The organism is Neobacillus sp. Fa239, assembly GCF_055395235.1.
This window is the reverse complement of sequence record NZ_AP041611.1, coordinates 5,465,805-5,488,983: the sequence shown is the minus strand read 5'-3', so window position 1 is coordinate 5,488,983 and position 23,179 is coordinate 5,465,805. Positions and strand designations below refer to the sequence as shown.

The window sequence follows — 23,179 nt, the reverse complement described above, 5'->3', positions numbered from 1 at the left end:
TATCATCTAATATTCTCTGTTTGAATATTTTTAGAAAAAAAGCAACATCAAAACTTTTCATGATAAAATAGGTAACATAGTCATTTTTTTTCAAGCGTTTTTGCAGTTTAATAGATTTATATTTGATAGAATATGTGTAAGAATCTAGGAAAAATTATTAAGGTAGGTGACATCGTGGGCAAAGTTCTTGCAATCGCGAATCAAAAAGGCGGAGTCGGCAAAACGACTACCTCTGTCAATCTAGGCGCCTGCTTAGCATACATAGGGAAAAGGGTCCTTCTGGTAGACATTGACCCTCAAGGAAATGCAACGAGCGGTATTGGAATTGAAAAGGCAGAAGTAGAACAATGTATATATGATGTGCTGGTAGATGATGTAGAAGTTAAAAATGTGATTAAGCCGACATCCCTTGAAAATTTGTATACTTTACCTGCTACAATCCAATTGGCAGGAGCAGAAATTGAACTGGTTCCGACCATCTCAAGAGAGGTTCGCTTAAAGCGTGCACTTGGAGAGATTAAAGATCAATTTGATTATATTATTATTGATTGTCCTCCGTCACTTGGCCTTTTAACCATCAATGCATTAACAGCCTCAGATGCAGTCTTGATCCCTGTACAATGTGAGTATTACGCATTAGAAGGTTTAAGTCAGCTATTAAATACCGTAAGGCTTGTACAAAAACACTTAAATCAGGATTTGAAAATAGAAGGTGTTTTATTAACCATGCTTGATGCCCGGACAAATCTTGGCATTCAGGTGATTGAAGAAGTGAAAAAGTATTTTCAAGACAAGGTTTATAAAACAATTATTCCAAGAAATGTCCGTCTAAGTGAAGCACCAAGCCACGGAGAACCGATTATCACTTATGATTCAAAATCTCGCGGAGCAGAAGTATATTTAGATTTGGCAAAGGAAGTGGTCTCAAATGGCTAAAGGATTAGGCAAAGGACTTGATGCATTTTTCCCTCAATCGGAACCAATTAAAGATGAAGCCGTTCAAGACATTAAGTTGAAGGAATTACGTCCCAACCCCTATCAGCCAAGGAAAAACTTTCAGAAGGAAGCCATCGAAGAATTAAAAGCATCGATTTTAGAGCATGGAATTCTCCAGCCTCTTGTTGTAAGAAAGAGCATCAAAGGCTATGAAATTGTTGTAGGGGAACGTCGTTTCCGTGCAGCGAAGGAAGCAAAGCTTGAAACCGTACCAGCGGTTGTGAGAGAACTTTCAGAACAACAAATGATGGAACTGGCAGTGATTGAAAATCTGCAAAGGGAAGATTTAAATCCTATTGAGGAAGGCCTGGCGTATCAAACTTTATTGGAAAAACTATCATTAACCCAGGAAGAAGTGGCAAAGCGTCTGGGAAAAAGCCGGCCGCATGTAGCCAACTATATCCGCCTCCTTTCCCTTCCTGCTAACATTCAAGAATTAATCTCAAGCGGTAAGATCTCAATGGGTCATGGCCGTGCCCTATTGGGGCTTCGCCAAAAAGTCAAAATTCCAATCTTAGTCGAAAAAGTAATCAATGAAAGTTTAAATGTCCGTCAGTTGGAAAAACTGATTCAACAACTAAATGAAAATGTTTCACGTGAAACAAAAAAGCCGGAAAAGAAAAAAGATGTGTTTATCCAGGAACGAGAAAACTCACTTGGCGAACGTTTTGGCACGACCGTTCATATTAAACAATCAAAAAACAAAGGGAAAATTGAAATTGAATTTTTTTCCAAAGCGGATTTAGAGCGGATATTAGAGATGCTCAACCAAGAATCTCCCTTATGAGTTTTGTCGAAAAGAGAGTTCGCCCCAAAAGGGTCTGACCCCCTCACTCAATTTTCAATATATAGGCGCTTTTAAGATTAGTTCAGCTATATATTGACGTTGTGGGGTCTGACCCTTTGTTTTGGGATAACCTCTCTTTATTTTTATGTCACTATAAGGAAAAAATAGGAGAATTCATCATGTTTTTAGTGGGAACAATTGTAAATGGTTTGTTAATTGTTGTGGGAACACTTTTCGGGAAGCTCCTCCATCGAATTCCTGAAAGTATGAAATCAACAGTTATGTATGCTATAGGGCTGGCTGTTATGGTGTTAGGCTTACAGATGGGACTGAAAAGTGATAATTTCCTCATTGTAATCCTAAGTTTGGTTATTGGAGCGGTAATCGGGGAGCTGTTAAAATTAGAAGAAAAGCTGAATGATTTAGGGCTCTGGATTGAAAAAAAGGTTGGCACGAGCGGAAAGGGCAGTATTTCTGAAGGATTTGTAACGGCTACACTCATCTTTGTTATTGGTGCGATGGCCATTATTGGCGCTCTTAACAGCGGAATCCGAGGCGATCATTCTGTTCTTTATACAAAGTCGATTATCGATGGTTTTACTGCATTGATTTTAACGACAACCCTAGGAATTGGCGTCATTTTTTCAGCCATCCCTGTGGTGCTTTATGAAGGGCTGATTGCCTTATTTGCTACCCAAATTGATCGGTTTGTCCCCCATGCGCTGATGAACCAATTTATTGTCGAAATGACCGCAACAGGCGGGGTCATGATTATGGCTATTGGGTTAAACCTGACAGGAATCATGAAGATAAAAGTAGCCAATTTCCTCCCGGGTATTGTTGTCACCGGAGTAATTGTCACCATTCTTTATAACTATCATCATTTTTTTAAATAAGTTATGTGAGAAGTTCATTCGAGTGGAAGGTGCGAGACTCCCGCGGAAAGCGAGCATCCTGTAACGGAAATCACCCCATTAAATAAAACAAACAGAAGCAATCGTCTAGTCCACGATTGCTTCTGTTTCGTTTTTCCAGTCAAGTTTGGGCCAATCCCGCTTGGCATAGTGTAAGCTGGCCAGATAAATTCCATTTGAAATGGTTTTTGCCATCTTCATAACAAGATTCAGCCGGGTATTTTGTAACACATAAAACTCCATAAAACCGCTCACGTTTACGATCCCGGTTATATGTATATCACCCACAGCAGGAAGATTTTTATTAACCCCTGCTCCCGGTTTGACAGGTCCATCCAGAAGCTGAATCAGACCAATATTTTTCATACGTCCAAGACAGGCATCAATTCCAATAATAAATGGATTCAAATGTTTCGACTCAATCTCCATTAATTTCTCATTTAGATTAACGGCATGGATAGGCTCATCCAATGTCCCGTACACATAGAAAGATTGGGGATTTTTTTCAGCCAGCAGAGTTCCGACAAGTGGTCCTAATGAATCTCCTGTGGAGCGATCCGTTCCGATACAAACAAACACAATGGGGCGGCTTGGATGATCCGGGAGATTTTTCATTAATTCTCCTGCAAGGCTTTCTGCTGCCTGAAAATCATCATAATTAATTCGTGTCCGCGACTTCCGTTCAAAAAAACCCACTTTGAGATTCATTCCTTCCACTCCTTTCATGTTCAGCAATTTTTATCAGTATAGGGGAATTTTATGGAATCTATACATAAGAAATTGTTAATAAATCACAATGCTACAAAGAGAGAAGAAATCTTGTTAAAATAGGATAGTGCTATTAGGTGTCAAAGGAAGGTGGTTAAATGAGTCTTACTGAAAAAGGTATTCATAATATTATTAATAAATTCCAAAATGAAGATACGTGGCTGACACTTGGGGAAGGATTTTTAAAAATTGCTGCTATACTGGTTATATCTAATATATTAATCAGAATTGGGAAAGTGACCATCCGCAACATTTTTAAAATTCGCAACCGGTCTCCCTTTAGAACAGAAGAACGCAGGGAAGAAACGCTTTCAAGACTGTTGGATAATATTCTTTCTTACGTTGTTTACTTTATTGCCTTTTTAATGATCCTTTCGGTGTTTGCGATTGATGTGAAGGCACTGCTGGCAGGAGCGGGAATCGTCGGATTAGCCGTCGGCTTTGGTGCACAAAGTCTCGTCAAAGACATCCTTTCAGGTTTTTTTATCATTTTTGAGGATCAATTTGCCGTTGGCGATCATATCCGCATAGGAGAATTTGAAGGTAATGTCGAATCCATTGGGTTAAGAGTCACAAAAATTAAAAATTGGACAGGAGAAATCCATATCCTTCCAAACGGAAGCATCACCCAGGTAACCAATTTTTCAATTAACAATAGTGTTGCCGTTGTCGATGTGGCCATTGCTTATGGTGAAGATGTGGAAAAGGCCGAAAAGGTGATTGGCGATCTTCTTGTCACATTGCCGGAGCGTTATGAAGAATTAATCAAACCGCCTGAGTTATTAGGTATTCAAAATATGGGACCTACCGAAATCGTCTTAAGGATTGTGGCGGAGACCCTGCCAATGAAGCAGGTATATATCGCCAGAATGATGAGAAAAGAAATTAAATTAGTGTTAGATCAGCATGAAATAGATGTCCCACTGCCGCGTCTTGTTGCGTACTCCCGTGAAAATAGTCCGTCAAAATAAATCAAGGTTATAAGGAGGATTGACCAATGGAGGAAAAGGAGTTTGCCTTAAATGATGTTGTGGAAATGAAAAAACAGCATCCTTGTGGGACAAATCGCTGGAAAATTATTCGAATGGGGATGGATGTCCGCATCAAATGCGAGGGCTGCGGACATAGTGTGCTCATTCCCAGGAAAGAATTCTCACGGAAAATGAAGAAAATATTGGTGAAGCATGAGCAATAAGCAGGTATTTCAATCGGCATGTCCGCTAAATTGCTGGGATAGCTGCGGCTTTCATGTCACGGTTGAGAATGATAAGGTCATAAAGGTAGATGGGGATCCGGGACATCCGATAACAAAAGGAAAAATTTGCGGACGCGGGCGGATGCTGGAAACCAGAACTAATTCTCCAAAGCGCTTATTATACCCCTTGAAAAAGGTGAATGGAGAATTTGTTCCAATTACTTGGGAACAGGCACTTGATGAAATATCCGCTAAATTATTGGAAATAAAAGAGAAATTTGGGACGACAGCCGTTTTACACAGCCATGATTATGCGAATAACGGGATTTTGAAAAATCTCGACCAGCGCTTTTTTAATGGATATGGCGGAGTAACGGAAGTGGTGGGTTCCCTTTGTTGGGGAGCAGGAATTGAAGCGCAAAGATGGGATTTTGGGGAAGCGTGGTCCCATGAGCCAAACGATGTTTTCAATAGTAAGAACATTATCATTTGGGGAAGAAATGTTGCACGAACCAACATGCATTTCTACGAAATGCTGCTCGAAGCAAAAAAACACGGCGCTACACTTTTCGTCATTGATCCCATTTTTAATGCAACAGCCAAAATTGCAGATGAATATATCACCATTAAGCCGGGAATGGATGGTCTGTTAGCTGTTGGAATCATGAAGGAAATGCTTCGTTTAGGATTGGCAGACCGAGAATTTATTGACCATTATACGCACGGCTTTTCGGATTTAGAGCAGCTCATTCATAGCGTTTCGATCGAGGAGATCAGTGACAAAACGGAAGTCCCTGTGGAAGTTATGACGAGGTTAGCTGCTGTTTTTGCGGATAAACCGACATCTGTCTATATGGGCCTTGGCATGCAAAGATATCAAAATGGCGGCAATACGATTCGGCTAATTGATGCCCTTGTGGCCATCAGCGGAAATATTGGGATTGCCGGCGGCGGGGCCAATTATGCGAATCGGCAGGTGGGGCAAAGCTTTGCCTTCGACGAATTGACCCTCAAGAGCAGAAAACAGAACCATCGACAGTTCCCCATTATGAAGCAGGCGGAAGAAGTCCTGACAGCCAAGGACCCTGCCATTCAAATGATTGTTGTAACCTGCGGCAACCCGCTGACACAGGTTCCGGATTCTTCAGTTGTGGTGAAGGCCTTTGCTTCTGTTCCAACCGTAGTGGTTATTGAACATTTTATGACGGATACAGCAAAGCTGGCTGATTATATTTTGCCGACAACAACGGTTTTTGAGGAAGAGGATTTCTATTATTCCTCGATGTACCATCATTATGTAAACTATGGGCCAAAGCTTGTTGAAGCCCCAGGTGAGTCCAAATCCGACTTGTGGATTTGGACTCAATTGGCAGAACGACTTGGCTTTGGTGAGGATTTTCATTTTACAAGAGATCAATTTTTCAATATGGCCTTGCAACCGCTAAAGGAAAAGGGATTTACATTGGAAAAACTGAAGGAACGAAAAACGCTGGAATTGCCAGTGAGGATGATTCCGTGGCAGGAAGGTAAATTTAGGACGCCAACGGGGAAATTTGAGTTTACTTCCACGCTGCCGGAAATTGAAAATGGTCAATTACAATTATCGCTGCCACAAGAATCGAAATGGGAAAATCCAAAGCTTGCTGAAGACTTTCCGTATCATTTATTAACGATCCATCCAATGCGTTCGAACCATTCACAGAATTATCACCTGCTGAAAGTGAAGCCGCAGTTGAAAGTGGAGATTGCGAAAAATATTGCGGAGGACCAGCACTTGCACGATGGGGATTATGTAAAGGTTTGGAATGACCGCGGTGAAGTCAAAGGATATGTATCGATTTTACAAAAATCCCATCCAGATATCATCAATATTGATGAGGGAATTTGGAAGGAGTTCGGCGGATCGGTTAATAACTTGACCTCAAGCAGACCATCTGACAACGGAGTTGGCAGCACCCTTTATGATTGTCTGGTCAATATTGAAAGAATAACTGACGAGGATGTCTAAAAGGCATCCTTGTCTTTTTTCGAACAAATCACTATAATTGTGAGAGGCTTTTTAAATCATTGTCAATGTTAGTGGAATTTTTGATTTTGCACGTTGTTGATTGGAGCGGAGGGTGCTCGACTCCTGCGGGATGCAGAGGTCACGGGAGACCCCGCAGGCGCCTAAAGCGCCGAGGAGGCTCCCGGACCTCCCCGCGGAAAGCGAGCACCCGGAGCGGAAATCAACAACCCTAATCATTCGAACTAAATTTTTATAATAGATATTTTTACTTGAGGAGTGACATGAATGGCACTAACAGCAGGTATTGTTGGATTACCGAACGTTGGAAAATCTACATTATTTAATGCAATTACACAAGCAGGTGCTGAATCTGCAAACTATCCATTTTGTACAATTGATCCGAATGTAGGGATTGTGGAAGTTCCTGACCACCGATTGAACAAATTGACCGAACTCGTACAGCCTAAAAAGACCGTTCCAACCGCATTTGAATTTACCGATATTGCCGGGATTGTGAAAGGTGCAAGTAAAGGGGAAGGGTTGGGGAACAAGTTCCTTTCTCATATTCGTGAAGTCGATGCCATTTGTCAGGTAGTCCGCTGCTTTGCAGATGATAACATCACCCATGTTTCCGGAAAGGTTGATCCAATCTCCGATATTGAAACAATCAATTTGGAATTAATTCTTGCCGACATGGAATCGGTGGAAAAAAGGATTAGCCGTGTGGAAAAATTGGCAAAGCAAAAGGACAAGGATGCAGCGGCTGAATTTGAAGCTCTCTCCATGCTTCGCGATGCATTTGAAGCGGAAAAACCGGCCCGTACTGTAGATTTTACAGAAGAACAGCTGAAATATGTAAAGCAATTGCATTTACTAACCATTAAGCCTGTTCTTTATGTGGCGAATGTTGGTGAGGATGATGTCGCCGATCCATCAGGAAATGAATATGTTCAAAAGGTCCGTGAATTTGCTGCAGCCGATAACGCAGAAGTCATCGTCATTTGTGCAAAGATTGAGGAGGAAATTGCTGAACTTGAAGGAGAAGAAAAGCAAATGTTCCTCGAAGAGCTTGGCATTGAAGAATCCGGTCTTGATCAATTAATTCGCGCTGCTTACAGTTTACTTGGTTTAGCGACCTATTTTACTGCTGGTGTTCAAGAGGTTAGAGCCTGGACATTCAGAACGGGGATGAAGGCTCCACAATGTGCCGGAATCATTCACTCTGATTTTGAACGCGGCTTTATCCGGGCAGAAACAGTCGCCTATGAAGACCTTTTAGCAGCTGGAAGCCATAATGCAGCAAAAGAAGCCGGGAAAGTTCGTCTAGAGGGTAAAGATTATATTGTAAAAGACGGCGATGTTATCCATTTCCGTTTTAATGTGTAGCAGTTTCCTGATTGATCAGGAACTATTTGCTGAGTTGAATTTTACTGGCCAATGAAGGTCGTTGCTTTTTCTTAATACCTATGCTATAATCTTAACTTGTGAGTAATGAATAATTGCTCCTTGCCCATAAACGGGCCGTTAGACCAAAAGGAGGTGACTGTGATGAATAAGTACGAAATCATGTACATCATCCGCCCAAATATTGAAGATGAAGCTAAAAAAGCTCTTGTTGAGCGTTTTAACACAATTCTTCTTGAAAATGGTGCGGAAGTGGCAGAAACAAAAGATTGGGGTAAGCGCCGTCTTGCATATGAAATCAATGATTTCCGCGACGGATACTACCAAATCGCTAAAACAACGTCTTCAGCTGATGCAGTACAAGAATTTTCTCGTCTTGCAAAAATCAACGAAGATATCATTCGCCATATTGTAATTAAAGAAGAAGAATAAAATTAATATATAGGTTTTATTGCTTTAAATGTTTCACATGAAACAAAGGAGTTGATTCTGATGATGAATCGTGTCGTACTTGTTGGCCGTTTAACAAAAGACCCTGAGCTGCGTTATACGCCAAGTGGAGTTGCTGTTGCGACGTTTACTTTGGCTGTAAATCGCCAATTTTCCAATCAGTCGGGGGAGCGCGAGGCAGACTTTATAAATTGTGTTGTTTGGCGTAAACCAGCTGAAAATGTGGCGAACTTTTTGAAAAAGGGCAGCTTAGCAGGTGTTGATGGCCGGATTCAAACCCGCAACTATGAAGGACAAGATGGAAAACGTGTTTATGTTACTGAGATTGTAGCAGAAAGTGTTCAATTCCTTGAGCCTAGAAATTCATCAGGCGGCGGCAGCGGCAGAAACGACAACGAGTACTTCGGTGCTCCTCCGAGAGAACCACAAGGAAATCCTTTTGGTGGAGGAAATCAGAACCAACGCCAGGGCAATAACAACCAAGGCTATACACGCGTGAATGATGATCCGTTCGCTGGCAGCGGTCAAATTGACATCTCTGACGACGATCTACCATTCTAAACGGAACACTTATTGAACGTTCATATAATTAAACAATAAAGGAGGGAATTTTCATGGCAGGAGGACGCAAAGGCGGCCGCGCAAAACGCCGTAAAGTTTGCTACTTTACAGCTAACGGCATCACTCGCATCGATTATAAAGATGTGGATTTACTTAAAAAATTCATCTCTGAGCGTGGAAAGATTTTACCACGTCGTGTAACTGGTACAAGCGCTAAATACCAACGTAAACTAACAGTTGCAATCAAACGTGCACGTCAAATGGCATTATTACCATTCGTAGCTGGTGAATAAAAAAATGTAAGGCAGCGGGACCTCTGGTCTTGCTGCCTTTTTCTTTATTAATTTGTAAAAGTTGAATCCAAGCGTGTGACTGGCTAAAATAAAAGAATGGGTTTCGATATTATTTAGGGGTGAAGAAGTGAAAAATGCTCGGAGATTAACAGAAGGCGCAGTACTTTTAGCAGCCTACACAGTTCTTTTATTACTAACCATTTACGTGCCAGTAATCGGCATAATCACGAATCTGGTCCTACCGCTGCCTTTTATCCTGTTTGCGGCAAAATATAAGCTGAAATATTCGGGTGCACTCTTTGCTGCTGCTATATTTCTTTCCTTTCTGGCGGGTTCGATCATGGGTCTTGTTCTCTTATTTATTTATGGGACCGTCGGATTTGTAATGGGCTATATGCTCCAAAGAAATAAAAGCAGAGCTGCAATCCTTATTTCAAGCACACTCACATTTATGTTTTTTGCTTTAATCATGTACGTCATAAGTGCAGCCTTTTTCCATATGGATATGTTCCATGAAATCCTGAGTGTTGTGAAGCAATCAAATATTCAGTCGCAGGAATTGCTTAAATCAAGAATTCCGGATGATCAGCTGAATTTGATGGTGAAGCAAAACAACGAAGCGATTAAATTGCTGGAGGTTTTAGCGCCCACCATTCTCCTCTTCAGTTCGATATTTTCCGTTTTGATTATCCAACTGGTGTGCTTCCCTATTGCAAAAAGATTTGGATTAACAGTACCCACTTGGGGCAAATTCAGAAACCTTACATTGCCAAGAAGCCTGTTGTGGTACTATTTAATAGCCTTGGCAGCCAATTTCCTGCTGCATCCTAAAGAAGGCACCTATTTATTTGCAGCTCTCATTAACCTTACATATGTATTGGAATTTTTTATGATCATACAAGGCTTTTCCTTGTTATATTTCTTTTTTCATCAAAGAAATTTTCCAAAAGGCCTGCGTTTAGTCATTACGGTTCTAGCGTTATTGCCAATTTTCCGTTATATTATAAGGATATTAGGAATTATTGATTTAGGTATGGATTTGAGAAAGCGCTTTGATAAAAAAGAGTGAGACTTGGCGTTAGGAGCTGAAAAAATGCCTGCATTTTTAGAAAAGCGGTCAATTCGTTATCCCTTTTACGGGTTGATAGGCGTGACAATAGTCCTCGACATCATCCTATTTTTATATAATTGGATACTAAGTGTGGGTGGGCTGTTGTTAATGTTTTTTCCGCTGTATTATATGCTTGTCATTGACCATCGTCAACGGAAGGAAATGGCTGAGTATATTTCGACCCTTTCCTATCGTGTGAAAAAAGTTGGGGAAGAAGCACTGATGGAAATGCCCATAGGTATTATGCTGATCAATGATGAGTATTATATTGAGTGGACGAATCCTTATCTATCATCGTGCTTTGACGAAGATACCCTTGTAGGGAGATCACTTTACGATGTGGCGGATGCGTTAATCCCTTTAATTAAGCAAGAGGTGGAAACGGAGATTATTTCTCTTCATGATCGAAAGTTTCGAGTGATACATAAGCATGAGGAACGCCTTCTCTACTTTTTCGATGTGACAGAGCAAACGGAAATTGAAAAAATGTATCAAGATGAGCGAACCGTTATTGCTATCATCTTTTTAGATAATTATGATGATCTGACACAGGGTATGGATGACCAAATGCGTGGAAGCATCAATAATCTCGTAACTTCCATCTTGAATAAGTGGGCACAGGATAATGGGATTTTTATAAAAAGAATTTCCTCAGAACGCTTTATTGCTGTTTTTAGTGAAAGAATCCTTCATATTCTTGAAAAAGCGAAGTTTGCGATTCTCGATGATGTCAGGGAGATGACCTCCAAACAGAATGTATCGTTTACCTTGAGTATTGGGGTTGGCGCAGGTGTTTCTTCCCTGCCCGAATTAGGAAGTCTGGCCCAGTCAAGCTTGGATTTAGCCTTGGGGCGCGGCGGTGATCAGGCTGCCATTAAGCAGCCAAATGGCAAGGTGAAATTTTATGGGGGCAAAACAAACCCTATTGAAAAAAGAACTAGAGTTCGAGCAAGAGTCATCTCTCATGCACTCAAGGATTTGATTATTGCCAGTGACAAAGTCATCATTATGGGCCATAAAAATCCGGACATGGATTCCATTGGCTCCTCTATCGGAATTTATAAAGTAGCACAAATGAACCAAAAGGATGCCTATATCGTCGTTAACTTTCAGGAAATCGATATCGGTGTAAGGCGCTTAATAGATGAAATCCGAAACCATGAACATTTGTTTTCCCGTTTTATTGGTGCTGAAGAGGCATTGGAAATTGCTACTGATAAAACATTGCTGGTCGTGGTAGACACACACAAGCCGGCGCTCGTCATGGAAGAAAAGCTGTTAAATAAAATTGATAATGTTGTCGTGATTGACCACCATCGCCGCGGGGAAGACTTTATTAAAAATCCTCTCCTCGTCTATATGGAGCCCTATGCTTCATCAACGGCAGAGCTGGTGACAGAGTTTCTTGAATACCAGCCAAAACGCGGTAAAATAGAAATGTTAGAAGCAACAGCATTGCTGGCAGGAATAATTGTCGATACGAAAAGCTTCACATTACGGACAGGTTCGCGCACCTTTGATGCGGCCTCTTACCTAAGGGCACATGGAGCGGATACCGTTCTTGTCCAAAAGTTTTTACGGGAAGATGTGGAAACCTATATTAAGAGGTCGAAGTTAATTGAATCTGTTTCTTTTTATCGAGATGGGATTGCCATTGCTTTAGGAAATGAAAGTGAAATGAATGATCAAATTGTCATTGCTCAAGCAGCAGACACTTTACTAACCATGGATGGTGTAATTGCCTCCTTCGTCATTTCAAAACGCAGTGAAGCGGTCATCGGCATCAGCGCCAGATCTCTAGGAAATATCAATGTCCAGGTCATCATGGAAATAATGAAGGGCGGCGGACATTTAACGAACGCGGCCACTCAGCTGAGCGGTGTTTCATTAGAAGAAGCAAAAATACAATTAACGCATGCCATTGATGAATACTTTGAAGGGGGAAAAAAGGAATGAAAGTCATTTTTCTAAAAGATGTTAAAGGAAAAGGAAAAAAAGGCGAAGTGAAGAATGTTGCCGATGGATATGCCCATAACTTTTTAATTAAACAAGGGTTGGCGATTGAAGCAAACACTTCCAATATCAGCACGTTGGATGCCCAGAAGAAAAAGGAAGAAAAACAGGCTGCCATTGAGTTTGAGGAAGCCAAAAAATTAAAGGAATCCTTGGATAAAATTACGGTTGAGCTTTCTGCAAAAGCTGGCGAAGGCGGCAGATTATTCGGATCGATTACGACAAAGCAAATTGCCGAAGAGCTGCAAAAGAAACATGGAATCAAAATTGATAAGCGGAAAATGGAACTGGGCGACGCCATTCGTGGTCTCGGAGTTACAAAGGTACCAGTAAAGCTTCATCATGATGTACTCGCTACGTTAAATGTTCATGTGAAGGAAGTTCACTAATTTTTTACAGTGCAGAATTTCTGAGAAACATGTTAGAATATAAAAGTTGGCAAGAACGTGATCGGTTTTAACTGGTCACTTTTCTTCTTTATGGATATAATTGGATGGAACTATTAATATATTATCCTCTTGAACGGGAGGTTTTATAGATTGAGTGATTTATTTGCAGATCGTCTGCCACCGCAAAATATTGAAGCTGAACAGGCCGTTTTAGGTGCCATTTTTCTTGAGCCTTCATCACTTACGATGGCTTCAGAAATTTTAATACCGGAAGACTTTTATCGAGCTGCCCATCAGAAGATTTTTAATGTGATGTTGAATCTTAATGATGCGGGTAAAGCAGTCGACTTAATTACGGTTACTGAGGAACTTGCTGCTGCTAAGCTGTTGGAGGATACAGGCGGGGTTAGTTATTTAAGTGATTTAGCCGGGTCTGTGCCAACGGCAGCGAATATTGAATACTATGCGAGAATCGTAGAGGAAAAATCGTTGTTACGCCGATTAATTCGCACAGCTACAACGATTGCATCTGATGGTTATTCCCGCGAGGATGAAGTAGAATCACTATTAAGTGAAGCAGAAAAAAGCATTCTTGAGGTAGCCCAAAGGAAAAATGCCGGTGCTTTCCATAATATTAAGGATGTCCTTGTAAGGACCTATGATAATATTGAAATCATGCATCAGCGCGTCGGTGAAATTACAGGGCTGGAGACAGGCTTCGTTGAACTTGACCGAATGACGGCAGGCTTCCAGCGAAATGACTTAATCATTGTCGGTGCCCGTCCGTCTGTAGGTAAAACGGCGTTCGCACTAAATATAGCGCAAAACGTGGCCCAAAAAACGGGTGAAAACATTGCGATTTTTAGTCTTGAGATGGGTGCAGAGCAGCTTGTCATGCGTCTGCTTTGTGCGGAAGGCAATATTGATGCGCAACGGCTTCGTACCGGCTCCCTGACAGAGGAAGACTGGGGTAAGCTGACAATGGCGATGGGAAGTCTGGCGAGCACTGGTATCTTTATTGATGATACTCCAGGTGTCCGGATTAGTGATATCCGTTCGAAGTGCCGCCGTTTAAAGCAGGAACATGGCTTAGGAATGATCCTGATTGATTACTTGCAGCTTATTTTGGGAAGCGGCCGCTCAGGTGAGAACCGTCAGCAGGAAGTATCGGAAATCTCACGTTCTTTGAAGCAGCTAGCCCGTGAGCTTCAAGTTCCAGTTATTGCCCTTTCTCAGTTATCCCGTGGTGTCGAGCAGCGTCAAGATAAACGCCCGATGATGTCCGATATTCGTGAATCTGGTAGTATTGAGCAGGATGCGGATATTGTTGCCTTCCTTTATCGTGATGATTACTATGATAAAGAATCCGAGAATAAGAATATTATTGAAATTATCATTGCCAAGCAGCGTAACGGCCCAACTGGTACGGTATCGCTGGCATTTGTAAAGGAATATAATAAATTCGTGAACCTGGAGAGGCGCTTTGATGATCCTCCTGGTGCGTAGAAGGGTGGCTCTTGAGTCATCCTTTTTTGCTATATTCATAAATTAATATTTTACGAACATATTTTATTAATGTTATATAAATGTTCGTGTTTAATTGACTTTTGGGCAGCGTAATTGATAAAATAACAGAGGATATTAATTAAAAGCAAATAATTCGGAGGTGCCTTTAATGTCATCAGTAGTAGTAGTTGGGACGCAATGGGGAGATGAAGGAAAGGGAAAAATCACCGACTTTCTTTCTGAAAATGCAGAGGTAATTGCTCGTTATCAAGGAGGCAATAATGCAGGGCACACCATCCAATTTAATGGAGAAACCTACAAATTGCACTTAATTCCATCAGGGATTTTCAATAAAGAAAAAATCAGTGTAATCGGAAATGGAATGGTAGTTGATCCAAAAGCACTTGTTACGGAACTTGCATACTTACATGAAAAAGGTGTTTCGACGGATAATTTGCGCATCAGCAACCGTGCCCATGTCATCCTGCCTTACCATCTAAAATTGGATGAAGCAGAAGAAGCTAGCAAAGGCGCCAATAAAATTGGAACAACCAAAAAGGGTATTGGTCCAGCCTACATGGATAAAGCGGCACGGGTCGGAATTCGAATTGCCGATCTGCTCGACCGCGAAGTATTTGAAGAAAAGCTTGAGCGCAATTTAGCAGAAAAAAATCGCTTATTTGAAAGAATTTATGAGACAACCGGTTTTACAAAAGAAGAAATTTTAGACGAATATTATGAGTATGGACAACAATTTAAACAATATGTATGCGATACCTCCGTTGTCTTAAATGATGCATTGGATGAAGGCCGCCGCGTTCTTTTTGAGGGCGCTCAAGGCGTTATGCTTGATATCGACCAAGGAACCTATCCATTTGTAACTTCCTCTAACCCGGTAGCCGGAGGAGTAACCATTGGTTCAGGTGTCGGCCCATCAAAAATCAGCCATGTCGTTGGAGTTTGCAAAGCCTATACATCACGTGTTGGTGACGGACCATTCCCTACGGAATTATTTGATGACATCGGCAATCGCATTCGTGAAGTAGGCCGTGAATATGGGACTACAACCGGACGCCCGCGCCGTATCGGCTGGTTTGATAGTGTGGTTGTCAGCCACGCCCGCCGTGTCAGCGGATTAACGGACTTATCCCTTAACTCCATTGATGTCTTAACAGGCATTGAGACGTTAAAAATCTGTACAGCTTATCGCTATAAGGATAAGATTATTACAGAATATCCGGCGAGCTTGAAGATCTTGTCTGAGTGTGAACCGGTATATGAAGAGTTACCAGGCTGGACAGAGGATATTACCGGCTGCAAATCATTAGATGAATTGCCAGTAAATGCACGACACTATGTAGAGCGTGTCACTCAGCTGACCGGGATTCCATTATCCACCTTCTCCGTCGGACCGGATCGTGAGCAAACCAATGTTGTGCGCAGTCCTTGGAGACAGATCTAATATGAAATGAAGAGCCCTCCTTTTATGTGAGGGCTCTTCCTGTTTGTAAGGGCAGGAAGAACAGTTTCTATTGTCTTTGGAGCTGTTTTTTTATCGATATTGGTCAATTAAAGAACCTCTAAATGCCTGTAATGCAGCATTATTGAGGATCTCGGTAAAATAAGGGGCACTCTAAATGCCCGAGCGCCAGCAATTTTGGTGATCTCGGTAAATAAGAGACTCCTTAAATGCCCGAGCGCCAGCAAATTTGGTGATCTCGGTAAATAAGAGACTCCCTAAATGCCCGGGAGGCAGCAAATTTGATGGAATCGGTAAATAAGAGGCACTCTTAATGCCCGAGCCCTGATCTTTTCATGTATTTCGGGCATTAAGAATGTTCCCAAAAGGCCTATTACTATCTATTAGAGTGCAAAAAAATTAATTATAGGTTACCATTATTAATTTTTTTAAAAAAACTATTGCATATATTATTAAATCCATGATATTATAAAAAGCGTCGTCACGAAACGATAAAGAGTACGAGCCATTAGCTCAGTTGGTAGAGCATCTGACTTTTAATCAGAGGGTCGAAGGTTCGAGTCCTTCATGGCTCACCAAAGTTTTTTACGGAAGCAAAATAACTTCCATTGTTAGGCCCCTTGGTCAAGCGGTTAAGACACCGCCCTTTCACGGCGGTAACACGGGTTCGAATCCCGTAGGGGTCATGGCACATAGCGGTCGGTAAGCGACTGGCAAGGACGGTTGCCTTGCTGACTGCTATATTCAAAGTTTGGTCCGGTAGTTCAGTTGGTTAGAATGCCTGCCTGTCACGCAGGAGGTCGCGGGTTCGAGTCCCGTCCGGACCGCCACTTTTACATAGATAAGATATGGCTCAGTAGCTCAGTCGGTAGAGCACGTTGAATAAGCTACATCGAATCAACAACAGCGTACCCATCGAATTGCATCTTGAATAAGCACTCTGAGATGGGGACGAAGGACGACCACTATCAAAGTTTAGGACACAATTTTATATATGGCTCAGTAGCTCAGTCGGTAGAGCAAAGGACTGAAAATCCTTGTGTCGGCGGTTCGATTCCGTCCTGAGCCATCCTTAAATTAAAAAGAAGCTAACCCTCTGGGTTAGCTTCTTTTTATTTGTAGAAGTTTTTTGTAGGAAAATGTCAGTAATTATACATTTTGGTTACATTTCCAATACAAATAAAGTTTTTTATATAAATTATGGTAAATTGGAGAAGTCGAAATTTGTAAAAAAATATTTAATAGATTAATAGAACTAGTTTATTAGAATCATCGTTTATGGAGGAACAACTCAATGATACAATTGCTAAGAATGGCAGTAACCTCCGCCATCGCAGCCTCTGCCATCATCTATTCCACTGGTCCTGTACATGCTGATGAAGCAGCCTTACATAAAAGTCCGGATCTGACAGAAGCAGCCGCTATTACCGTTAACGGCAAGCCGATTGTTTTCTTAAATAACGAAAAGTCCGCTGAAGACGTAATTGAAAAACTTAAGCTTCAATATGTGACAAAGGATCAATTAAATAAGCTAAATACATTGGCCAAAAATTCACTGCCCCCGTTAAAGAAGAATGAAACTCGGGTTTTAGGTGTGCAGTTTTCTGAAAACGTTACCATTCAGGAAGAAAAAGCTTCTGCCAATAAAATTCTCACAGAGGAAAAGGCAATCGCCTTGTTACAAAAAGGGACACTATCAGAAGAGCAATATGTTGTGAAAAAAGGCGATGTCCTAAGTTCCATTGCCAAAAAACACAATTTAAAGCTCTCAGAATTATTAGCCTTAAATCCAAAGGTTAAAGTGACCTCCATCATTCAAATCGGTCAAAAAATAAATATTACGGTTCCGAAACCATTTGTTCATGTGTTGGTTGAAAAAGAAGCCAATAAAAAAGAAGTGATTCCATACCAAACCCAGGTCATCAGCCAATCATCCTTACCTAAAGGCGAAACAAAGCTAAAACAAAAAGGCAAAACAGGTGAAAAAGATGTTACATATATGATTTCGGAACAAAACGGGCTAACGGTTAAAAAAACAGTCGAAGCTCAAAAAGTTCTACAGAAGCCAATAAATAGCATTATCATTAAGGGAACAAAAGAGATTCCATCAAGAGGGGATGGCACGTTTGCCTGGCCGACCAATGGCGGCTATATTTCCAGTACCATGGGATATAGATGGGGCCAGTTTCATAAAGGAATTGATATTGCCAGACCCAATAATCTAACCATCAAAGCGGCTGATAATGGTGTCGTGATCTTCGCAGGCTGGGATGGAGATTTTGGGAACAAAATTGAAATCGACCATCGAAATGGATTTCATACGATTTACGGCCATATGTCTTCACTAAAGGTCCATGCCGGTCAAACGGTTAAAAAAGGCCAGGCGATTGGCATTATGGGCCAAACCGGCGATGCGACAGGGGTTCACCTGCATTTTGAAATTCATCAAAACGGAGTCTTAAAAAATCCGCTTTCCTATCTTAAATAAAACCAAGAAGAGGCTGTTTTTTTAACATCCTCTTTTTTTTTCCCAATGTTGAGAAATGCTACTAATAGGTGAATTTAAACAGAAACAATGGTAAAGTAAAATAGAGTATATATGACTTTTAAAGGATTTTTCATAATTAGCATCCATTTGAACAAAGGAGGAATGAGTATGGAGAAGAAAATTCTTGTCGTCGATGATGAAAAGCCGATTGCAGATATTTTGCAATTTAACTTAAAAAAAGAAGGATACAATGTCTTTTGTGCTTATGATGGAAACGAGGCCGTTAAAATGGTGGACGAGATCCAGCCGGACTTAATTCTATTGGATATCATGATTCCATTATTAGACGGGATGGAAGTATGCCGTGAAGTCCGCAAGAAATATGAAATGCCGATCATTATGCTTACCGCAAAGGATTCTGAAATTGATAAGGTCCTCGGACTTGAGCTCGGCGCAGATGACTATGTCACAAAGCCGTTCAGCACACGGGAATTAATTGCCCGTGTCAAGGCGAATTTGCGCCGCCATCAACAGTTTAACTCCCCGCCGGATGAAGAGGAGGAAACAAATGAAATTGAAATTGGTTCTCTGGTCATCCATCCCGATGCTTATATCGTCTCAAAACGAGGGGAAACGATTGAATTAACCCACCGCGAGTTTGAACTTCTCTACTATTTGGCCAAACATATTGGTCAAGTCATGACAAGGGAACATTTATTGCAAACCGTTTGGGGATACGACTATTATGGAGATGTACGTACCGTGGACGTTACCGTCAGACGACTGCGGGAAAAAATTGAGGATAGCCCAAGCCATCCAACCTGGATTGTCACCCGACGAGGGGTTGGATATTATCTGCGCAATCCTGAACAGGAGTAAATGCCTTCATGAGAAAGGTTGGTTTCTTTCGCTCAATACACGTTAAATTTGTCATCATCTATGTTCTGCTTCTTTTGGTTGCCATGCAAATTATTGGTGTTTATTTTGTGAAGCAGCTGGAAGAAACATTAAGGACTAATTTTCAAACGTCGTTAAAAGAGCGCGTAAATTTACTTGCTTATAATATTGTAGAAGAAATGCAAAAGGAAAGAGCACCTGAAGACCCGCCGCTTGAAGAAGACATAAAAAAAATCCTTAGAGATTTTTCAGCGGGCGATATTTCAGAGGTACGGGTGATCGATGCCCGGTCGTTAAAAATTCTTGGTACCTCTGACCCTAATAATCAAGGGATTGTCGGTGAAAGGACAACAGAGTTAAGGATCAAACAATCCATTACACTAGAAGAGGAACAAAGCAGTATTTTAATTGACCCGCAATCAGGGCACCGGATTTGGGTCCTCTCTACGCCAATCAAATCGGGGAAAAAGGTAATCGGGGCCATCTACCTTGTCGCCAAAATCGAAAATGTCTTTCAACAAATGAAGACGATCAATGGAATCTTTGCTTCAGGGACAGCGATTGCTTTATCGATTACGGCCGTTTTAGGTATTCTGCTCGCCCAAACCATCACAAGGCCGATTGCCGATATGAAGAAGCAGGCATTGGCGATGGCCAAAGGGAACTTCTCCCGGAAGGTAAAAGTATATGGATTTGATGAGATTGGTACGTTAGCCATTACGTTTAATAATTTAACGAAAAAGCTCCAGGAAGCACAAGCGATGACAGAGGGTGAAAGACGAAAGCTTTCCTCTGTTTTGTCCTATATGACAGATGGAGTCATAGCGACAGACCGGAAAGGGCGCGTCATTTTGATCAATGAACCAGCAGCCGAAATGCTAGATGTTTCACGTGAAACAGTCCTTTCGCAGCCGATTGTCTCTCTGCTTGGTCTAAGTGATACCAATACCTTCGAGGACTTGCTGGAAGAAAGTGATTCGTTAATTTTGGATTATAGTACAAAAACGAAGCCCTATATTCTCCGTGCCAATTTTTCCGTGATTCAAAAAGAAACGGGCTTTGTGAATGGCTTAATTGCCGTTCTTCATGATATTACCGAACAGGAAAAAATTGATGCGGAACGAAAAGAATTCGTGGCCAATGTGTCCCACGAGCTGCGAACACCGTTGACAACGATGAGAAGCTATTTAGAAGCGTTAGCGGAAGGTGCCTGGCAGGATGAGGAGCTTGCTCCGAATTTTTTAGAAGTTACGCGCACTGAAACAGAACGAATGATTCGCTTAGTCAATGATCTTCTTCAATTATCAAAAATGGATAGTACCGATTATAAGCTGTCCAAAGAATGGGTTAACTTTGTTGATTTCTTTGATCGCATCATTGATCGGTTCGAGATGTCGAAGGAACAAAATGTTACCTTCAAGAGAAAGCTTCCAAAAGAAGCGATTTTCGTTGAAATTGACGAGGATAAGCTGACACAGGTTCTGTACAATATTATTTCTAACGCCTTAAAGTACTCTCCTGAGGGCGGAAAAGTTACCTTCTCTATTAAGGAAGAGGAGGAAAGAATTATTGTCAGCATATCAGATCAGGGAGTGGGAATTCCGAAGGAAAATATCGGAAAGATTTTTGACCGTTTCTATCGGGTCGATAAAGCAAGAACCAGGAAGCTGGGCGGTACAGGTTTAGGTTTGGCCATTGCGAAAGAAATGGTGAATGCACACGGGGGAGCCATCTGGGCTTCGAGTCAGGAGGGAAAAGGAACCATCATCTCCTTCTCTCTGCCATATGAACGTTCCGAAGAGGATGAATGGTCATGAGATACGAAAATATTAAGTCAGCTATATTAACAATTCTCGTGTTACTAAGTATCGTGTTAACTTGGAATTTATGGACATATCAGCCTGATTACGAAACGATGAAAAACAGCAATGTGGTCGCAGAGGTTTCGATCAGTGAAAAACAAGAGGTACAAAAGATCATTCGTCCTGACCAAGTGCTTTATCATATAAAAGGTGAGCATTATGGGACGACCAATTCAACCGATTTAGATAAAATGGTTAAACAAATGAGTCAGTGGAGTTTCTCTGCTCTCAAAAACGATTCTGGTAAAGTGGGTAATGTTGACGACTTGGCCCATGCAAACGGGAATGTTGAACTTATTTTCCCTGGAGAGGTACCCATTGCCTTATATCGAAGTGTTTTAAATTTTGAAGAGAGAAAACTACCTGATTTCAACTTTGACCGGATTATTATTAATGCTGAGAACTCAGGAAAGGATAATGGAATCGTTTATTTTGCTTCATCACAGCACCAGCAGGTTTATACCAGCCATATTTCTGCTACCTTTCTAAGGGATTTCAACCGGAATTATTATAAAAATGCGGTACGTCTGCTGCGGTATTTTTCCTATAAAGCCTCTTCGAAACGGACGATTTTTTTACCTGAGAGCACAACCGTCATGAATGAATATAAATATTTACCTGTTACCCTTGATTCTGAAGTATTCAAAGAAGCGCTCTTCAGCGATCCAAGCTTTGTTCAAAAGAACTTGGTTCCGCAGGGAGAAGAATACACGAATGGTTCCAGTAAAATGAATGTCTATTATGATACGAATATGCTTTCATATGTGAATCCGACCGCTGAAAGTGGTTTTTCGACAAATGCCTATGACTTAGTGAAGAAAAGCATTGATTTTGTTAATGAGCATGGAGGATGGACAGATCCATACCGTTATGTTTCAAAGGATGAGGCAAATCAATCGGTTATTTTCCGTTTATACAGCCTTGAAGGGTATCCAGTATTTAATAATCAGGGCAATTCCGAAATTAAAGAGGTTTGGGGAAAGAATGATATTAATCAATATGTACGTCCGGATATTTCCATGGAACTCCCACTTAAGTCAGAAACACAAAAGATTACCATTCCCTCCGGACATGAGATATTAAAATATTTAGAAAGCAAAAAGGATTTTAAACCTGAACTGCTTAATGGAATGACTTTGGGTTATCGCATGCAAAGGGATGAAGTGGAAGGCAGGCTGATTCTCTTAGAACCCGCCTGGTTTTACCTTTATAATAATAAATGGACCGAGATTACAATGGATGACTCTGGAGGCTTAGGGCATGGATTGGAGTAAAATTAAAACCATTTTTATTATTACGTTCTTAATTTTAGATGTCTATCTTTTATTTCAATTCCTGCAAATCCGTGATGCTAATAAATATGAATTGGTGACCGAGGCCACATTCGAGGAAAAACTGAAAGCAGATGAAATTAAGTACGTAGACTTTCCAAAGGCACCCATTAAAAATCAATACCTTAGTGCAAAACCGAAAATATTTAATAAAGGAGATTTGGCAAAGTTAAAGGGAAAATCCTTCCTCTTAAAAAATGGAACCAGCATTCAAATGATATTGGACAAGCCCCTTCAATTGAGCACAAAATTCGAACCGGCAGAGCTTGCCGACCTTTTAAAAGAGAATGTCCTATACGGCGATCATTATCAATTTTGGGAAGAAAATAAAAAGCGAAAAACGATCACCTATTTTCAAGAATATGACAACTTCCCTTTGTATCAAAACATTAATGGAATGATTACCTTTCATATTAATTCTGATAATCAAATTGTTTCTTATGAACAAACCTATCTTGAGGGAATGGAAAAGCTGACAGCCAAAGAGGAGATTCTCCCGCCATTGAAGGCGATTGAGACGTTGCATCAAAAGGGAATCCTCAAATCAAAAAGTAATATTACAAAGATTGAGCTTGGATATTCAACCTTGATTCAGCTTACGGCTTCTCAAGTTCTGGCACCAACATGGCGTTTTGTCGTAAATGATAAAGAGAGTTTGTTTGTCAATGCATTTGAAGGGCAGATCATCCAATTTTCGAGCGATGGAAAAAGTACAGTGGAGTGAGT

At 41.0% G+C, this 23,179-nt stretch carries 21 protein-coding genes and 4 tRNA genes; 24 read left to right on the top strand and 1 reads right to left on the bottom strand.

The window, feature by feature from the left end; all coding sequences use genetic code 11:
• Window positions 1-174 precede the first annotated feature (174 nt).
• The 3 genes from ACZ5XR_RS27110 (at window position 175) to ACZ5XR_RS27100 (ending at window position 2,679) form a co-directional block, all read left to right on the top strand.
• Complete coding sequence (locus tag ACZ5XR_RS27110; protein WP_464499532.1) at window positions 175-936, top strand: ParA family protein; 762 nt, start codon at window positions 175-177, stop codon at window positions 934-936.
• The gene (locus tag ACZ5XR_RS27105) at window positions 929-1,783 is read left to right on the top strand and encodes a ParB/RepB/Spo0J family partition protein (RefSeq protein WP_464499531.1); all 855 of its coding nucleotides are present in this window, start codon (window positions 929-931) and stop codon (window positions 1,781-1,783) included. Before ACZ5XR_RS27110 ends, ACZ5XR_RS27105 begins: the two co-directional genes overlap by 8 nt.
• Window positions 1,784-1,962: 179 nt before the next feature.
• Complete coding sequence (locus tag ACZ5XR_RS27100; protein WP_464499530.1) at window positions 1,963-2,679, top strand: DUF554 domain-containing protein; 717 nt, start codon at window positions 1,963-1,965, stop codon at window positions 2,677-2,679.
• Window positions 2,680-2,784: 105 nt separating this feature from the next.
• Here ACZ5XR_RS27100 and yyaC read toward each other — a convergent pair whose 3' ends face one another.
• A complete protein-coding gene (gene yyaC, locus ACZ5XR_RS27095) occupies window positions 2,785-3,405 on the bottom strand; it encodes a spore protease YyaC (RefSeq protein ID WP_464499529.1) in 621 nt (206 codons plus the stop codon).
• Window positions 3,406-3,563: 158 nt separating this feature from the next.
• Between yyaC and ACZ5XR_RS27090 the strand changes: the two genes are divergently transcribed.
• The 21 genes from ACZ5XR_RS27090 (at window position 3,564) to ACZ5XR_RS26990 (ending at window position 23,177) form a co-directional block, all read left to right on the top strand.
• On the top strand, window positions 3,564-4,436 hold the full coding sequence (locus tag ACZ5XR_RS27090) for a mechanosensitive ion channel family protein (protein ID WP_464499528.1): 873 nt from the start codon (window positions 3,564-3,566) through the stop codon (window positions 4,434-4,436).
• 26 nt (window positions 4,437-4,462) lie between these two features.
• Complete coding sequence (locus ACZ5XR_RS27085; RefSeq protein WP_464499527.1) at window positions 4,463-4,660, top strand: DUF951 domain-containing protein; 198 nt, start codon at window positions 4,463-4,465, stop codon at window positions 4,658-4,660.
• Window positions 4,650-6,668 (top strand): molybdopterin-dependent oxidoreductase, encoded by a 2,019-nt coding sequence (locus ACZ5XR_RS27080; RefSeq protein WP_464499526.1) that lies wholly within the window; start codon window positions 4,650-4,652, stop codon window positions 6,666-6,668. Before ACZ5XR_RS27085 ends, ACZ5XR_RS27080 begins: the two co-directional genes overlap by 11 nt.
• A 285-nt stretch (window positions 6,669-6,953) precedes the next feature.
• Window positions 6,954-8,054, top strand: a complete 1,101-nt coding sequence (gene ychF / locus ACZ5XR_RS27075; RefSeq protein WP_464499525.1) for a redox-regulated ATPase YchF — start codon at window positions 6,954-6,956, stop codon at window positions 8,052-8,054.
• 162 nt (window positions 8,055-8,216) lie between these two features.
• Window positions 8,217-8,504 (top strand): 30S ribosomal protein S6, encoded by a 288-nt coding sequence (gene rpsF / locus ACZ5XR_RS27070; protein WP_464499524.1) that lies wholly within the window; start codon window positions 8,217-8,219, stop codon window positions 8,502-8,504.
• 60 nt (window positions 8,505-8,564) lie between these two features.
• Complete coding sequence (gene ssb / locus ACZ5XR_RS27065) at window positions 8,565-9,083, top strand: single-stranded DNA-binding protein (RefSeq protein WP_464499523.1); 519 nt, start codon at window positions 8,565-8,567, stop codon at window positions 9,081-9,083.
• A gap of 53 nt (window positions 9,084-9,136) precedes the next feature.
• Entirely contained in the window at window positions 9,137-9,376 is a 240-nt protein-coding gene (gene rpsR / locus ACZ5XR_RS27060) for a 30S ribosomal protein S18 (RefSeq protein ID WP_007088219.1), read from the top strand.
• A gap of 127 nt (window positions 9,377-9,503) precedes the next feature.
• On the top strand, window positions 9,504-10,445 hold the full coding sequence (locus tag ACZ5XR_RS27055) for a YybS family protein (protein WP_464499522.1): 942 nt from the start codon (window positions 9,504-9,506) through the stop codon (window positions 10,443-10,445).
• Window positions 10,446-10,469: 24 nt separating this feature from the next.
• Window positions 10,470-12,443 (top strand): DHH family phosphoesterase, encoded by a 1,974-nt coding sequence (locus ACZ5XR_RS27050; protein ID WP_464499521.1) that lies wholly within the window; start codon window positions 10,470-10,472, stop codon window positions 12,441-12,443.
• Window positions 12,440-12,889, top strand: coding sequence for a 50S ribosomal protein L9 (gene rplI / locus ACZ5XR_RS27045; RefSeq protein ID WP_464499520.1), 450 nt, complete (start codon window positions 12,440-12,442; stop codon window positions 12,887-12,889). The genes ACZ5XR_RS27050 and rplI overlap by 4 nt, the downstream gene beginning before the upstream one ends.
• A 150-nt stretch (window positions 12,890-13,039) precedes the next feature.
• A complete protein-coding gene (dnaB, locus tag ACZ5XR_RS27040) occupies window positions 13,040-14,395 on the top strand; it encodes a replicative DNA helicase (protein WP_464499519.1) in 1,356 nt (451 codons plus the stop codon).
• A gap of 169 nt (window positions 14,396-14,564) precedes the next feature.
• On the top strand, window positions 14,565-15,857 hold the full coding sequence (locus ACZ5XR_RS27035) for an adenylosuccinate synthase (RefSeq protein WP_464499518.1): 1,293 nt from the start codon (window positions 14,565-14,567) through the stop codon (window positions 15,855-15,857).
• 520 nt (window positions 15,858-16,377) lie between these two features.
• A tRNA-Lys gene (locus ACZ5XR_RS27030) sits at window positions 16,378-16,453 on the top strand.
• A gap of 36 nt (window positions 16,454-16,489) precedes the next feature.
• A tRNA-Glu gene (locus tag ACZ5XR_RS27025) sits at window positions 16,490-16,561 on the top strand.
• 67 nt (window positions 16,562-16,628) lie between these two features.
• Window positions 16,629-16,705: transfer RNA gene (locus ACZ5XR_RS27020), tRNA-Asp, on the top strand.
• Between the two features lie 166 nt (window positions 16,706-16,871).
• A tRNA-Phe gene (locus tag ACZ5XR_RS27015) sits at window positions 16,872-16,944 on the top strand.
• Between the two features lie 225 nt (window positions 16,945-17,169).
• On the top strand, window positions 17,170-18,363 hold the full coding sequence (locus ACZ5XR_RS27010) for a peptidoglycan DD-metalloendopeptidase family protein (protein WP_464499517.1): 1,194 nt from the start codon (window positions 17,170-17,172) through the stop codon (window positions 18,361-18,363).
• A 168-nt stretch (window positions 18,364-18,531) separates the two neighbouring features.
• On the top strand, window positions 18,532-19,242 hold the full coding sequence (yycF, locus tag ACZ5XR_RS27005; protein ID WP_464499516.1) for a response regulator YycF: 711 nt from the start codon (window positions 18,532-18,534) through the stop codon (window positions 19,240-19,242).
• Window positions 19,243-19,250: 8 nt separating this feature from the next.
• Window positions 19,251-21,077: a cell wall metabolism sensor histidine kinase WalK gene (gene walK, locus ACZ5XR_RS27000; protein ID WP_464499515.1), complete on the top strand. Its 1,827-nt coding sequence runs from the start codon at window positions 19,251-19,253 to the stop codon at window positions 21,075-21,077.
• Complete coding sequence (locus ACZ5XR_RS26995; protein WP_464499514.1) at window positions 21,074-22,396, top strand: YycH family regulatory protein; 1,323 nt, start codon at window positions 21,074-21,076, stop codon at window positions 22,394-22,396. The genes walK and ACZ5XR_RS26995 overlap by 4 nt, the downstream gene beginning before the upstream one ends.
• Entirely contained in the window at window positions 22,383-23,177 is a 795-nt protein-coding gene (locus ACZ5XR_RS26990) for a two-component system regulatory protein YycI (RefSeq protein ID WP_464499513.1), read from the top strand. Before ACZ5XR_RS26995 ends, ACZ5XR_RS26990 begins: the two co-directional genes overlap by 14 nt.
• Window positions 23,178-23,179 lie beyond the last annotated feature (2 nt).

Bases quoted from the DNA above. Each gene is read 5' to 3' on its own strand.
- ACZ5XR_RS27105 (WP_464499531.1), top strand. From the start codon at position 929: ATGGCTAAAGGATTAGGCAAAGGACTTGATGCATTTTTCCCTCAATCG.
- ACZ5XR_RS27100 (WP_464499530.1), top strand. From the start codon at position 1,963: ATGTTTTTAGTGGGAACAATTGTAAATGGTTTGTTAATTGTTGTGGGA.
- yyaC (WP_464499529.1), bottom strand. From the start codon at position 3,405: ATGAATCTCAAAGTGGGTTTTTTTGAACGGAAGTCGCGGACACGAATT.
- ACZ5XR_RS27090 (WP_464499528.1), top strand. From the start codon at position 3,564: ATGAGTCTTACTGAAAAAGGTATTCATAATATTATTAATAAATTCCAA.
- ACZ5XR_RS27085 (WP_464499527.1), top strand. From the start codon at position 4,463: ATGGAGGAAAAGGAGTTTGCCTTAAATGATGTTGTGGAAATGAAAAAA.
- ACZ5XR_RS27080 (WP_464499526.1), top strand. From the start codon at position 4,650: ATGAGCAATAAGCAGGTATTTCAATCGGCATGTCCGCTAAATTGCTGG.
- ychF (WP_464499525.1), top strand. From the start codon at position 6,954: ATGGCACTAACAGCAGGTATTGTTGGATTACCGAACGTTGGAAAATCT.
- rpsF (WP_464499524.1), top strand. From the start codon at position 8,217: ATGAATAAGTACGAAATCATGTACATCATCCGCCCAAATATTGAAGAT.
- ssb (WP_464499523.1), top strand. From the start codon at position 8,565: ATGATGAATCGTGTCGTACTTGTTGGCCGTTTAACAAAAGACCCTGAG.
- rpsR (WP_007088219.1), top strand. From the start codon at position 9,137: ATGGCAGGAGGACGCAAAGGCGGCCGCGCAAAACGCCGTAAAGTTTGC.
- ACZ5XR_RS27050 (WP_464499521.1), top strand. From the start codon at position 10,470: ATGCCTGCATTTTTAGAAAAGCGGTCAATTCGTTATCCCTTTTACGGG.
- rplI (WP_464499520.1), top strand. From the start codon at position 12,440: ATGAAAGTCATTTTTCTAAAAGATGTTAAAGGAAAAGGAAAAAAAGGC.
- ACZ5XR_RS27035 (WP_464499518.1), top strand. From the start codon at position 14,565: ATGTCATCAGTAGTAGTAGTTGGGACGCAATGGGGAGATGAAGGAAAG.
- ACZ5XR_RS27010 (WP_464499517.1), top strand. From the start codon at position 17,170: ATGATACAATTGCTAAGAATGGCAGTAACCTCCGCCATCGCAGCCTCT.
- yycF (WP_464499516.1), top strand. From the start codon at position 18,532: ATGGAGAAGAAAATTCTTGTCGTCGATGATGAAAAGCCGATTGCAGAT.
- walK (WP_464499515.1), top strand. From the start codon at position 19,251: ATGAGAAAGGTTGGTTTCTTTCGCTCAATACACGTTAAATTTGTCATC.
- ACZ5XR_RS26995 (WP_464499514.1), top strand. From the start codon at position 21,074: ATGAGATACGAAAATATTAAGTCAGCTATATTAACAATTCTCGTGTTA.
- ACZ5XR_RS26990 (WP_464499513.1), top strand. From the start codon at position 22,383: ATGGATTGGAGTAAAATTAAAACCATTTTTATTATTACGTTCTTAATT.